This is a genomic window from Corynebacterium sp. HMSC071F07 (assembly GCF_001810285.1).
Taxonomy (GTDB): domain Bacteria; phylum Actinomycetota; class Actinomycetes; order Mycobacteriales; family Mycobacteriaceae; genus Corynebacterium; species Corynebacterium simulans.
In genome coordinates, this window is record NZ_KV800720.1 from 130,923 (window position 1) to 142,546 (window position 11,624).

Annotated in this window: 17 protein-coding genes; 6 read left to right on the forward strand and 11 right to left on the reverse strand. The window is 58.8% G+C overall.

Annotation, left to right across the window (positions count from 1 at the left end; genetic code table 11):
- Nucleotides 1-115: 115 nt before the first annotated feature.
- On the reverse strand, nucleotides 116-373 hold the full coding sequence (locus HMPREF2724_RS11930; RefSeq protein WP_061920320.1) for a hypothetical protein: 258 nt from the start codon (nucleotides 371-373) through the stop codon (nucleotides 116-118).
- 544 nt (nucleotides 374-917) lie between these two features.
- On the opposite strand from HMPREF2724_RS11930, the gene HMPREF2724_RS13020 reads away from it, so the two are divergent.
- A complete protein-coding gene (locus tag HMPREF2724_RS13020) occupies nucleotides 918-1,556 on the forward strand; it encodes a phospholipase A2 family protein (protein ID WP_201040627.1) in 639 nt (212 codons plus the stop codon).
- A gap of 32 nt (nucleotides 1,557-1,588) precedes the next feature.
- Nucleotides 1,589-1,903 (forward strand): hypothetical protein, encoded by a 315-nt coding sequence (locus HMPREF2724_RS11945; protein ID WP_070456777.1) that lies wholly within the window; start codon nucleotides 1,589-1,591, stop codon nucleotides 1,901-1,903.
- Nucleotides 1,904-2,317: 414 nt separating this feature from the next.
- On the opposite strand, the gene HMPREF2724_RS13365 is transcribed toward HMPREF2724_RS11945, so the two are convergent.
- The 3 genes from HMPREF2724_RS13365 to HMPREF2724_RS11955 are packed head-to-tail and all read right to left on the reverse strand — an operon-like array spanning nucleotide 2,318 to nucleotide 4,018.
- A complete protein-coding gene (locus HMPREF2724_RS13365; protein ID WP_160330552.1) occupies nucleotides 2,318-2,437 on the reverse strand; it encodes an SDR family oxidoreductase in 120 nt (39 codons plus the stop codon).
- Nucleotides 2,415-2,870: an SDR family NAD(P)-dependent oxidoreductase gene (locus HMPREF2724_RS12530; protein WP_082778537.1), complete on the reverse strand. Its 456-nt coding sequence runs from the start codon at nucleotides 2,868-2,870 to the stop codon at nucleotides 2,415-2,417. Before HMPREF2724_RS12530 ends, HMPREF2724_RS13365 begins: the two co-directional genes overlap by 23 nt.
- Before the next feature lie 20 nt (nucleotides 2,871-2,890).
- Nucleotides 2,891-4,018: a YihY/virulence factor BrkB family protein gene (locus HMPREF2724_RS11955; protein ID WP_061920296.1), complete on the reverse strand. Its 1,128-nt coding sequence runs from the start codon at nucleotides 4,016-4,018 to the stop codon at nucleotides 2,891-2,893.
- Between the two features lie 80 nt (nucleotides 4,019-4,098).
- On the opposite strand from HMPREF2724_RS11955, the gene HMPREF2724_RS11960 reads away from it, so the two are divergent.
- A complete protein-coding gene (locus HMPREF2724_RS11960) occupies nucleotides 4,099-4,560 on the forward strand; it encodes an S-ribosylhomocysteine lyase (protein ID WP_062036065.1) in 462 nt (153 codons plus the stop codon).
- Between the two features lie 3 nt (nucleotides 4,561-4,563).
- On the opposite strand, the gene HMPREF2724_RS11965 is transcribed toward HMPREF2724_RS11960, so the two are convergent.
- From HMPREF2724_RS11965 to HMPREF2724_RS11975, 3 genes are all read right to left on the reverse strand, one after another.
- Nucleotides 4,564-5,475 (reverse strand): aldo/keto reductase, encoded by a 912-nt coding sequence (locus tag HMPREF2724_RS11965; RefSeq protein ID WP_070588718.1) that lies wholly within the window; start codon nucleotides 5,473-5,475, stop codon nucleotides 4,564-4,566.
- A 120-nt stretch (nucleotides 5,476-5,595) separates the two neighbouring features.
- Nucleotides 5,596-6,441, reverse strand: coding sequence for a PDDEXK family nuclease (locus tag HMPREF2724_RS11970; RefSeq protein ID WP_061920290.1), 846 nt, complete (start codon nucleotides 6,439-6,441; stop codon nucleotides 5,596-5,598).
- A 128-nt stretch (nucleotides 6,442-6,569) separates the two neighbouring features.
- Nucleotides 6,570-7,679, reverse strand: coding sequence for a UDP-N-acetylmuramate dehydrogenase (locus HMPREF2724_RS11975; RefSeq protein ID WP_061920289.1), 1,110 nt, complete (start codon nucleotides 7,677-7,679; stop codon nucleotides 6,570-6,572).
- 24 nt (nucleotides 7,680-7,703) lie between these two features.
- On the opposite strand from HMPREF2724_RS11975, the gene HMPREF2724_RS11980 reads away from it, so the two are divergent.
- From HMPREF2724_RS11980 to HMPREF2724_RS11990, 3 genes are read left to right on the forward strand one after another with little or no spacing between them, the layout of a single operon-like run.
- On the forward strand, nucleotides 7,704-8,195 hold the full coding sequence (locus HMPREF2724_RS11980; protein WP_061920287.1) for a DUF2505 domain-containing protein: 492 nt from the start codon (nucleotides 7,704-7,706) through the stop codon (nucleotides 8,193-8,195).
- Nucleotides 8,196-8,213: 18 nt separating this feature from the next.
- Nucleotides 8,214-9,026, forward strand: a complete 813-nt coding sequence (locus HMPREF2724_RS11985) for a class I SAM-dependent methyltransferase (RefSeq protein WP_061920285.1) — start codon at nucleotides 8,214-8,216, stop codon at nucleotides 9,024-9,026.
- A gap of 52 nt (nucleotides 9,027-9,078) precedes the next feature.
- On the forward strand, nucleotides 9,079-9,900 hold the full coding sequence (locus HMPREF2724_RS11990; protein ID WP_061920283.1) for an LmeA family phospholipid-binding protein: 822 nt from the start codon (nucleotides 9,079-9,081) through the stop codon (nucleotides 9,898-9,900).
- An 18-nt stretch (nucleotides 9,901-9,918) separates the two neighbouring features.
- On the opposite strand, the gene HMPREF2724_RS11995 is transcribed toward HMPREF2724_RS11990, so the two are convergent.
- The 4 genes from HMPREF2724_RS11995 to HMPREF2724_RS12010 all read right to left on the reverse strand — a co-directional run.
- A complete protein-coding gene (locus HMPREF2724_RS11995; RefSeq protein ID WP_061920281.1) occupies nucleotides 9,919-10,389 on the reverse strand; it encodes a hypothetical protein in 471 nt (156 codons plus the stop codon).
- A gap of 1 nt (nucleotide 10,390) precedes the next feature.
- Nucleotides 10,391-10,681 carry a DUF2516 family protein gene (locus HMPREF2724_RS12000; protein WP_061920279.1) on the reverse strand — a complete coding sequence of 97 codons (291 nt, stop codon included), beginning with the start codon at nucleotides 10,679-10,681 and terminating at the stop codon, nucleotides 10,391-10,393.
- Nucleotides 10,682-10,693: 12 nt separating this feature from the next.
- The gene (locus HMPREF2724_RS12005) at nucleotides 10,694-11,074 is read right to left on the reverse strand and encodes a hypothetical protein (protein WP_070588701.1); all 381 of its coding nucleotides are present in this window, start codon (nucleotides 11,072-11,074) and stop codon (nucleotides 10,694-10,696) included.
- An 11-nt stretch (nucleotides 11,075-11,085) separates the two neighbouring features.
- A partial coding sequence (locus HMPREF2724_RS12010) for a DUF445 domain-containing protein (protein ID WP_141748393.1) occupies nucleotides 11,086-11,624 on the reverse strand: 539 nt, incomplete at its 5' end.

An 11,624-nucleotide genomic window follows, 5' to 3' on the forward strand; every position in this document is an offset into this window, starting at 1 on the left:
GAAGAACCTGGTGTGGCTGCGTTCGCCGCTCGACCTGGGGGCCGCTGGCCGTCCGGTCAAGGCCGCCGCCTGCCGCACGCCGACACCAAAGTGATGATTGACGGCTACGTTTCAGCTAACGCTCGACCAACTTTTGCTTCTCAGGGTCATAAACGACGGAAACGATATCGCCAGTCTGAATCATCTGAATCGCTTGATTGATCACCGGAAGCAGCGCGACGAACCACTCATGTGGATTGTAGGTGCGCCCATCGATCCCAACCTGAGACACCTTCAACCGCACGACCACAAATACCTTGTGCAAGAGGTTTTCCAATGCCGAAGAGCGCAAGTTGTAAACACGATAATCAGCCCCAATCTCTACTGGGGCCATAAGCTAGGTCGGTTCTCTCAATGCAATCGCAACCCGCTGTTTCACCGGATCGCTGATCAATAAGGCCTTCGATGACACGAATGTTCCGTACCAACCCCTCGTAGAGGATTCATGGCGACTAAACAGTCAGGATTCACAAAGTCGCATGGATACAGCGCTACGCCTCTATCGCAAGCGAGACGCTACGACCGCTGACAAACGAGCGGCCTGCACAAACCTGGCGTACATTCTTGGGGATAAGAGACAATTGTTGAAGACCCATCTGCTCACTAACGGCGAAGCCGCCCCCTTCCAACGTGCAAGGTCCCATATAAGTTTGATATTCGACACAGCAATGACCCAAACAAGGTGATCATGATGGAGCATTTCGCGATTGGGTTTTGGTGGTATCGCGCCACGGTACAGCTCATCGAACGGCTGCTGGAACGATAAAGCAACACACTACAAGACAAAAGTTCATGAAAATTTGGGTAAAAGTATTGCCATCTCTTGAATTCTTCAGTAATTTCCTCAACAAAACCAGATTGACAAGAGAATTAAGGAAATGAAGTTGAAGAATACATTCCAAAAAGTCTTTCCCGTTCTTGTTGTAGCCGCAACAATATTCGCTACCCCCACCGGAAGTTTTGCTCTGGAGACCACCCCAACAGTATCCGCCGCATCCCCAGCTGATAGCACGCAAGACAAAAACTTAGTTGGCAATCAAGCTTTAGCAATCCCTGCAAGCGAGGTATCAGAGTCAACAGATTTTGATACTGCGATGGCCACACTGTCTCACTACCTCGTATATCGGGCGGACGGACAACGCCATTTCGACACCGAAAAAGCCAAAGAAGAAAATGCGTCGCATTATTTACTCGTCGCAGGAGAAAACCTCAACCGCGTAGCCGACAATAACGAGGTCATGATATACAGCCTTGAAACGCGCGACATGCCTGGGTATGGAAACTGGTGCGGCCCAGGGCACAGTGGTCCGGGTGCCCCAATCAATACTCTCGACTCTCTCTGCCAAAAGCATGATAAATGCTATGGCTCGCGAGGATACTTCGCTTGCTCATGCGACAGGGAGCTGGTTCAAGGAATTCGTAAAAACCGGGGCAAATTCAATGGAGTCGGAGAAAACGCGATGGCCCTTGCTATTGCTACATATTTCAATTCCGCCCTGTGCAATCCATTAGCATAGTGGATCCCCAACGGTCCGGGAAGGAGAAAGAAATGAACAGGCACAAAAGCAACAAGAGCCTAAAGTTAAGTAAACTTCTCTCAGCTTTACTCTCAACAACTGCGATTGCGTTCCCGTATCTTTTTCCTTCCATTTTTCCGGAAGGGACCATGCCGTATTTCATCATTACCGTACCCATAGGTGTAGCAGCTGGAGTCCTTGCATACAAAAGCCAATCGTGGTTGCTGGTTGCATTCTCTATTCTTGCCGGATTATCCCCTCTACTGTTCGCTTGGATAATTTGGGTTGTTATCAAGATCATATATTTTGTCACGGGCGGTCGCTTACCCAGCGCTGAATGGCTCTAAAGAATTCAGAGCCGCAGCACACCCTCGGCAAACAAAATATGCATGAAATTTCCAGATCCCGCGCCCCCTACTGCGGTGCGGGCTTTCCGCAGCTTTAACCGTAAAGGTGTCAAAGTGAACTGCTCCCCATAAACCGGACTGAAAAATCAGAAACCAGATTGTGGGGAGTTTTTCTATGCATCCAGCAGCAAGTTGAGCCAAGCTCAGCGTGAACAAACAGTGGAACTATTTGAGCAGGGCTATGGCGCTAGAGCGGTCTCTAATCCTCTCGTCTCATACGCTTCGCTAGGTCTATCCTCCCCGGACGCGGCTGCCCTACTTTCGCCCTCATCACCAAGCTCTGGCGAACAGCACATGTCATGTCAGCGCACCTAAGTTTTCCAACGATCATTTCACTGATAGTCGACCTGCGTTTTAGTGGAAGACCATGCCGCCGTCGACGATGATGGTCTGGCCGGTGATGTAGTCAGAGTCGGAACCAGCGAGGAAGCCGATGATCTTGGCAACATCCTCAGACTCGGAAAGGCGTCCCAAGGAAGTGTCCTTGGTGAACTGCTCCCAGCCCCACCTCGGCGGGCTTGCCAGCGTTTTCTGCGAGTTCCTCAGCAAGACCCTTCATGAGCGGAGTCTTTACGATACCCGGCGCGTAGGCGTTGACGGTGATGCCGTCGTCCGCAAGGTCACGGGCGGTGACCTGGGTCAGGCCGCGCACGGCGAACTTGGGGGAGCTGTAGAGTGGAATGCCCTTGTTGCCCTTGATGCCGGCCTGGGAGGTGGCGTTGATGATCTTGCCGCCGTGACCGAGCTCCTTGAACTTCTTGGCCGCAGCCTGCGTGCCCCACAGGACACCCTTGTAGTTGACGTTGAAGATCTTGTCGACTTCTTCTTCGGTGATGTCCTCGAGCGGGATCTGCGGAGCGATGCCGGCGTTGTTGACGATGACGTCGAAGCCGCCCGCCTCGGCCAGGACGGCATCTACCCCGCGGTTTAGTCCTCGGCGTCGCCGCCGTCCTCAGCACCGTGTCTGAGGATGGCGTCGCCTCGCGCCTCAAGGTTTTTCTGGGTCTTAGCCTGGGCGCGCGCGGCGACGTCAGAACGCGGCGCTGCCTGGATGTAGTGCTGCGACTCGAGGCCTATCTGCAGCTCCTTCGCCCGCAGAACCTCGGCGTCGAGCTTGAGCCCCAAGATCAGCACGGTATTCATAATCCAGACTGCAACGAACAAAGCCAGCACGGTGCTCAGCGCGCCATAGGCGCTCACGCCTGCAAAATGGCTCAGGTAGAGACCGAAGAGCCACCACACCACGACGTTGACAAGCAGCGTCACCACAGAGCCCAAGGTGATCCAACGGAAGCGCGGTGGGCGCACGTTCGGGGCATAGTGATAGAGAACCGCAATCAGCACCATGACCATCACCACCGTCACCGGAAAGCGCAGCCAGTTCCACACAGGAAGGAAAATGCGCAGCAAGAAATCCACGGCGGATTCCAGATGCAGCGGACGCGAGACGGGTTCAATAAGCCCAGTGATGACGGTATCGCGCAGCAGGTTAGCAAAGACCAAAATCACCGCGCCGACCACCAAGAAGATGGTGAGAACCCACATCATCGCCCAGGTACGCAACAGCCCGCGGCCCTCCACGCGGCCATAGACCATGTTGGCGGTGCGCGAAAAAGCGCGGACGTAACCAGAGGCCGAGAACAAGGAAACCAGCACGGATAAAACCAGCGCTATGGTGCCCTTTGCACTCGAGCCAACGATGGTATTCACGATGTCCGTAGCCTGCGCCGAAACGTCCTGCGGCAGATAATCTTGAATGAGCTGCTCAGTCAGCTGCTCCACCTCTTGCTTCCGATTGGCAAAAAGCAAAGTGGCAATCGAATAAACGGCCAGGACGGTCGGAGCAAAAGCCATAAGCGTGAAATAGGTCATCGCCGCGCCGCGGTCGCCCAGCCCCTCAAGGAAATAGTCCGACCATGTCCGACGCAGCACAAGACCCCAGCTCTCCTTGCGCAGGCGGTTTTTACGCGAGAGCGGGTTTCTCTCCGTTTGGTCGATGTCCAGCACCTCAGTGCTGTGCGGGGGAAGAATCTTGGAAGGCTCCTGCTGGCTCATTTCGCCAGACTAAGCACATTCAGCTAGCTGCCAGAGAAGTGACACCCGTGGCACGCCAAGTAGATACTAGGCTGTTATATATGACTGAACGCAGCAATGTTGAATCCTTCGAGCTGGACCACCGCAACGTCAAGGCCCCTTATGTCCGCGTGGCCGGCCGTACCCCGCTGGGAGGCGGCGCCGAGATCATCAAGTACGACCTGCGCTTCTGCCAGCCCAATGAGGCTCACCTCGAAATGCCCACTGTGCACTCCATCGAGCACATGATGGCCAACTTCATGCGCGATTACACCGATAAACTCATCGGTTTTGCGCCGATGGGCTGCCAGACCGGCTTTTATGCCATCACCAACGGCATGGAGCAAGAGGAGCTGCTCAACGCACTCGAGCACGGCCTCGAGGATATCCTCCACGCCACCGAGGTTCCCGCCGCCAACGAGCGCCAATGCGGCTGGGGCGCCAGCCACTCCCTCGAAGGCGCACAGGCAGCCGCCCGCGAGTTCTTGTCCAAGAAGGACGAGTGGCTCGAGGTTATGGCCTAACCTTTATCCGCGGGCCTTATCTACGAAGCCTTCGTGCAGTTGCGCCAACCGCGCGCCCTGCACGGGCTTTCGGCTTAGTACCTCGTCAACGGCCTCGCACTCCTGCGTGCTCAGCGCAGTGACTGCGAGGTTTTCTTTGATCCGTGCGAGGTTCGTCGAACCGGCAATCGGCACCACGTCCTTGGCCAGCAACCAGCCCAGCGCTATCTCGGAGACGTTGCGGTCAGACACTGCTGCCGCCACTTCCTGCGCCAGCTGCTTGTTGGCCGCGAAGTTCGCAGAGTGCAAACGCGGCGAGGAAGAATCATCATCTGGCTCGCTGCGGCCTGCCAAAAGCCCCTTCGCCAGCGGTGAATAGGCCATAAACTCCGCGCCCAATTCGCGGGCTAGCGGGATGATTTCTTCTTCTACGTCGCGGCTGAAGATGGAGTATTCATACTCCAGATACGTCACCGGGCAGACCTTGTTCGCGCGGCGAATGGTCTCCGGGCTTGCCTCGCACAGCCCGAAAGCGGCCACGTCACCTGCATCGATAAGTTCTTTTACTGTGCCCGCTACTTCCTCAATGGGCACGTCTTGGTCCACGCGATGCTGCATATACACGTCCAAGCGCTCCCGTTTTAGTCGGCGTAACGAACCATGGGCGCTCGCGCGAATAACCTCCGGGCGCGAGTTCAAAGCGCCGGTGGGCTTTCCTTCCTTAATCTCCCATCCGACCTTGGTGAGGACGCGGGCGCGGTTGCCCAGGGCGTCGCCAAGCATTTCTTCGCCCGTGAAGGGCCCCTGGATTTCAGAGGTGTCGAAGAGCTCTACGCCTGCCTCCACCGCGCCACGCAGGACATCGACCATCTCGGCGCGACGCGGGGAATCGGGATAGGAGTGCGGAGTCATTGAGGTACAGCCAAGCGCAATCATGGACACCACCGTAGCTGCTTCCCTCGTGTGCGTGTACCTCCCTGTGTAAATAGCCCCCTCAAACCGGCCCTATTTCCTGCACTAAATACACACAGAAGTACGGTGCCGCGGGCACAGCGCTCACCGCCACACGTTCTCGTAGCGGAAATAGTGATGCCACTTCCACGCTGGCGGCAGCAACTGCCCTCCCCCGCGGGCCACGGCGATGACCTGGTCGATGGCAACCTGCAGATGATGCTCAATCATCCCCGCCGTGAAGTGCAGCGGCTTCCACCCGCGCTGCACCGCGTCGTTGAGCTTCTGGCGGTCCAGCTCGAAACGTTGGATGCGCTCACCTTTGTGGTACTCGTAGCCATCTATCTCGATTGCGACCTTCTCCTTGGCCAGCACGATATCCCAGTAATACGGCCCGATGCGTTGGTTGTTGGCCACTGCGAGGCAGGCATCGGCAAGGGCTTGGGTGAGAAGACGCTCGTATTTGCTATCACTGCCGATGACGCTACGCTGCATAATCCGCCGCGTGCGCGAGGGAAAGCGCTGGAAATCCTCCTTATAAAAGGCCAGCCGTTGGTGGCCATCCTTGCCGTTGCAGAAACGCTCCAAGAACTCGATGGCTTTGTCTTCTTCCACAACCTCCAGCGCTTGCAGCGGATTGCACGCGTTTAGGCCGTTGACCATATATGGGCCCTTGGGCATGGCGCGCCGCGTGGAGAAATACGCGCAGGTGCGAGCGTGACGTGCCGCCATGAGCTGCAGCGGAAACTCCAGCTTGCGCTCTGTATAGACCGCAACGGCCGAGCCTCCATCCAGCACGGTGCCAGGATAACGCTCGTTCAAAATCCCCGCGAGTTCGCGCGGGGTGGGTTGGCGCGGCAACGCCAGGCCCGGCGTGATGCGCACGGCTTTGCCCTTCGCCACGAGACGGTCAATGGTGCGCGAGTGTTTCCCCCGAATTGGTTGCAGCATCCTCTACTTCCCCCAAGTGTGCGTGCTCCCCCAAGCACACGGATACCTCTCAATGTAAATAGGCCCTCCAATTCGCGCAATTGGAAGGCCGTATTTTCACACAGCGGTACGTCCTGGGGCAGGACGCCCTAAATGGACACCCCAATCCAGACCGGCTCCGGCACGAGCTCTACGCCGAAGCGCTTGGCGACGCCCGCGCGAATCTCGCGCGCCAACGCCACGATGTCGGAGGCCGTCGCGGCCCCACGGTTCGTCAGCGCGAGAGTGTGCTTCGTGGACAAGGTAGCCGGACCAACACCTGGATAGCCCTTGGCGAACCCGGCGCGCTCGATGAGCCAGGCGGCCGAGAGCTTTATTTCCTCGCCGTCCGAGCCTGCGAGGACGGCGTGGCGCGGCATGCGGTCTGCGTCCTCGGCACCGCGTTCGGTGCGCACGATTTCCTGGATGTTATCGGCAACCGCAGAGTCCACGATGGGATTGGTAAAGAAGGAGCCGGCGGACCAAGTGTCGTTGTCGGTTGGGTCCAAGACCATGCCCTTGCCGCGGCGCAGCTGCAGCACCTGCGAGCGCACCTCCGCGACGGGACGGCGCTCGCCCGGGGTCTGTGTGAGCTGGCCAAAGCGCAGCGGCTTGGAAAGCCCATCCGTAGAAAGCTGCAGTTCCACCTCGAGCACGACTGCACGGTGGGTGAACTTCAGGTTGGAGTAGCGATAAGCCAGGTCCAGGTCGGAGGCGGGAACCCACTCATCGGCACCGGTCTCGCGGGTATACAGGCGCACGCGGTTAAGCACGTCCGAGATTTCTGCGCCATACGCACCCACGTTTTGTACCGGCACAGCGCCCGCGGTTCCCGGGATTCCGGACAGGCACTCGATACCGCCGAGGCCCGCCTCCACGGAAGCGGCAACCACTTCGTCCCAGTTCGCGCCGGCTTCCGCGCGGACCACGCCAGTCTCCGCGTCCACGCTCACCTCAGCGAAGTCGAGGACGAGTGCTACGACATCGATGCCCTCATCGGCGACCAAGAGGTTAGAGCCGCCGCCCACCACGACGAAAGGAATAGAAGCTTGATCCAGTGCCTTGACAGCGGAAATGGCGGCGTCGGCAAGCGTGGCCCGCAAACACAGCTCAGGTTTGCCGCCTACGCGCAGGGTGGTCAGGTCTGCGAAGGTGGTCTCCGTGTCGAGGACGAGGCCGTCGATCGCGGAGAGCTTCTGGGTCATAAATTCATCAAGCACGTCTACCAAGGTAGTCTGTAAAGCATGTCAACCCGTAGCGAAAACACCGTAACGATCAATCAGCCCATCGAAAAGGTTCACCAGGCGCTGCTCACGCAGGGTTACTGGGAGCACATTGTTGCTAACCTTTCTCCGGATCCGGGCCAGGTTCATGATTTCACCAACAACGTAGCCATCCTCTTCGAGGTGCTGCCAACCACCCTGCTGCCTGAAGCTGTCCGCGCCATGGTTTCTCAGGACCTGAAGGTCAAGCGTGTCGTCACCATTGGTGAGCTCAACGGCAATGCTGCCGATGTTAAATACACCGCAGACGTCAAGGGAACCCCTGTTGACTTCGGCGGCGACATCGCCCTGACCGGCGAGGGTGATACCACCACCCTGTCCTACGTCAACGAGATCTCCGTGAAGATCCCGATGATGGGCGCTGCCATCGAGCCGAAAGTTGCCGATGCCCTAGGTGAGCTCTTCAATAACGAGGGCAAGCTGACCGAGCAGTGGATCGCTGACAACCTCTAAACGCTACTTTTAACAGAAATGGCCGATCACGCACATAACCTGCGCGCAAGCGCGAGTGCGGGTCGGCCTTTCGGCGTTATTACCCGCGGTACCACCAATCAAAACAGGCTTCGTCGCTGCGATAGGTGGGTCGCCGCACACCCCTCCATCACGGCTTTGCTGCGGTCCGTGGAGGAGCCGCTGGCTCTCGACGTCGGCTATGGCGCGTCCCATTTCACCACCGTGGAATGGGCGGGCTGGCTGCGGCGGGTCAATCCCCGTGTGCGGGTGACCGGCCTGGAGATTGCGCCGGAGCGCGTGCTGCCGCCTCGCGACGGCGTGACCTTCGAGCTGGGAGGCTTCGAGCTGGCGGGGTATCGCCCGCAGCTGGTGCGTGCTTTCAATGTGCTGCGCCAATACGATGTCTCCCAGGTTCCCGAGGCATGGGAAGAGGTTACCTCGCGCTTGGCCCCTGGTGGTTTCTTCGTGGAAGGCACCTGCGATGAGCTGGGCAGGCTATCCACCTGGATCCTGCTCAACCGCGAAGGCCCGCAGAGCCTGCATTTGGCATGGGATCCCTTCAACGTGGAGCGTCCCTCTGACTTAGCGGAACGCCTGCCCAAGATACTTATCCACCGCAACATTCCGGGCGAGCCGATTCATGAGCTTTTGCAGGCCGCCGACCGCGCATGGGATCACGCCGCGGGGTGGGCTCCCCACGGGCCTCGTGTGCGCTGGCGAATGGCGCAACAGGCGATGATTGATGCGGGGCTGCCCGTGCATCCGGTGCGCAGGAGAATGCGCGATAGCGTCTTGAGCGTTAACTGGGAAGTCGTTGCGCCAAAGCTGTGAAGCAGGTTGCCCTCATTGGCGCTGTGAGTTCACATAAGTAACACTGGTAGGTATGGCTCAAAAGAAGACGTCTCTGGCTTGGAAAATACTCATCGGAGTGCTCGTGGCATTCCTCGTTCTCATTTTGCTGGCGGAGTTCGGCCTGCGCTGGTTCATGGGCAACCAAATGAAAGACCAGTTCGCCCAGGCCGCCAAGGACCAAGGAATTGAGTCCCAGGAGGATCCGAACATTAGCTTCGGCACCACTCCTATCCTGCTTGGACTATTCGGTGGCAAGCTCAGCGAAATGAACATGGAAACGCCGTCCACGCTGCAGATCGACGGCACCGAGATCAAGGGCCAGCCGGCTACCAACGTCCACATCGAAGACATGACGCTGTCCGATGACCCGGTGGCAGGCTCCCTCCGAGCTTCCACCAAGGTTCCAGATGATTACCTGTTGGCCACCTTCCAGAAGGGCATCGCAGACGAGTCCGGTAGCGAACAGGTCGGCAACTTGGTGGTCACCAACATCACGGCTAACGACGCCGAGAATCTTCTCGACGTCGAGTTCGCCGGCGGCCTCGCCAATCTCGCGTTGGAGCCGAAGGCGCAGGACGGCAACCTGTCGATCACGGCAAAGAACGCCTCCCTGCTGGGCTTCGACTTGCCGAAGGAAGCAACCGACGCCATCTCTACTGCGCTGCAGAAGGGCATGAAGGATCAGTTCATCGGCGAGGGCTTGAGCGTCGACGAAGTGGATGTGGCTGACGGCGAGCTCAACCTCACCATCACTGGCCAGGACGTGCCGATGAGCGAGCTGGGCAGCGCCGCCAATGCGGCGGGCAAAGGCGCGAAGGAAGGCGCCCCAGCACCCGCGCAACAAGGCCGCTAAAAGGCGTTTTCACTTAGGCTAGCTCGCGGGCCAGACCTCGGCAGGCAACAAACCTGCCGGCTGGCCCGCGAGCTTTTCTTGTAATTGCTCGGCTTGGGCAGGCGAGGAATAGATGAGTTTATCGAAGCCCGCCTGCGTCGCAGCTTGCGCCGCGGTGAGAGCATTCTCGCTCGCGGGAAGGATAAGCCCAAGCTGGGCCGGCTGCGGGCAGGCCTCGCGGACGGTGATGAGATCGGTGAGCAGGCTGGTGGCGTCGCCAAGCAGGGCGTCTACCGCGACCCATACCTCCGCGGCGCCAGACTGCACCGCCAGGCGCGCCTCGGAGGCCTTGATGAGGCTATGGTGGCGGCCGGTGGGATAGCCGGCGACGGTGACCACGTGGGCGGCGCCCTGTGCGGCAAGCACGTGCGTGGGCGCGACGAGCACGGCCTCATCCGGCTGCGCGGCGGCGCGGACGTCGTCGAGAGCGGCGTTTAAGAGATTGCGCATCTTAGTAGCTGTAGTCGCCGTTGACGATGGCCTTGAGCTGCGGGCGGACGTCGAACCAATAGACGCCGGTCACGACTGCGCCAATCCACGGCAGGAAAGAAAACGGCAAGTTCAGCGCCAGCGCGGAAGCTGCCAGCATGCCCACCCAGGTCCACTTGCTCTTGCGGTCACCGGCGCGGTAGGCATCCTCGCGAGTGGTGGCGGCGAGGATGGCGCCAACAATGGCGAAGATGCTCAAGAAGGTAAAGAACCACCCAGCTGCGTGGTTGAGAAGGTAAATGATGATGTCCATAGACATCCCAGCCTAGCGGGCCGGGCCAAACGGATTTTCTTCGCCTTCTCCAATGCCCTCGCCGTCGATGATGTTGCCGTTTGCCGAGGTGGAGCCGGAGCACTTTTCCTTCACGCTGGCAATCGCATTCTCGACGCCCGCGCGCCCCTCCTCATAGGCCGCATTAAAGTCCTTGCGGGCGCGGGCAAAAGCCTCGGAGTCACGCACCTCACCGGCGGCGTTGCTGACGCTTTCTCCAAGGCCGCGGGCGGTGCCGGTGACCTTGTCGAGGAAAGAGCCTTCCGGTTTCGGCTGCTGCGCGCGCTCTGCCTTCACACGGCTCGAAAAATCCTTGGCGGCTTCCAAACTGGAAGCACCCGCGGTCTTCAAAGAATTAACGAAGGAATTAGCCATTATTTTCTCCTTTAAGCACCAAAGACGAGGTGATTTACAGTGTAGATAACCAATCCTGCCAGCGTTCCCACAACCGTGCCATTCAGACGGATAAATTGCAGATCCTTGCCCACCAAAAGCTCGATATTTTCGGCGGCTTCGGTGGCGTCCCAGCGCTTGATGGTCTCCGGGATGATACTGATGATGTCACCGGCGAAATTCTCCGACGCCCAGCGCGCGGCTTTATCCACGATTTCATTCGCCTTGTCACGAAAACGCGGGTCCTGCTGAATGCGCACGCCGAAGTTCTGCGCTTCGGCCGCGATCTTGGTGCGCAGGAAGGATTGCGGTTCGCTCGCCTGCTTGGCGACGCCCGCCCTAAAGGCCTCCCACGCTGCCCCCGGCATGGCTTGTACCTGCTCGGAGTTCATCATCTCCTGCTTGATACCCTCAACGCGGGCGACCATCTCGGGGTCGTCCTGCAGGCGCCGTGCAAACAGCTCCAGGTTGCGACGGATGGACTGCCGCACGGCATGGTTCTTGTCATACTTGACCTCGGAGGCCCACTCCA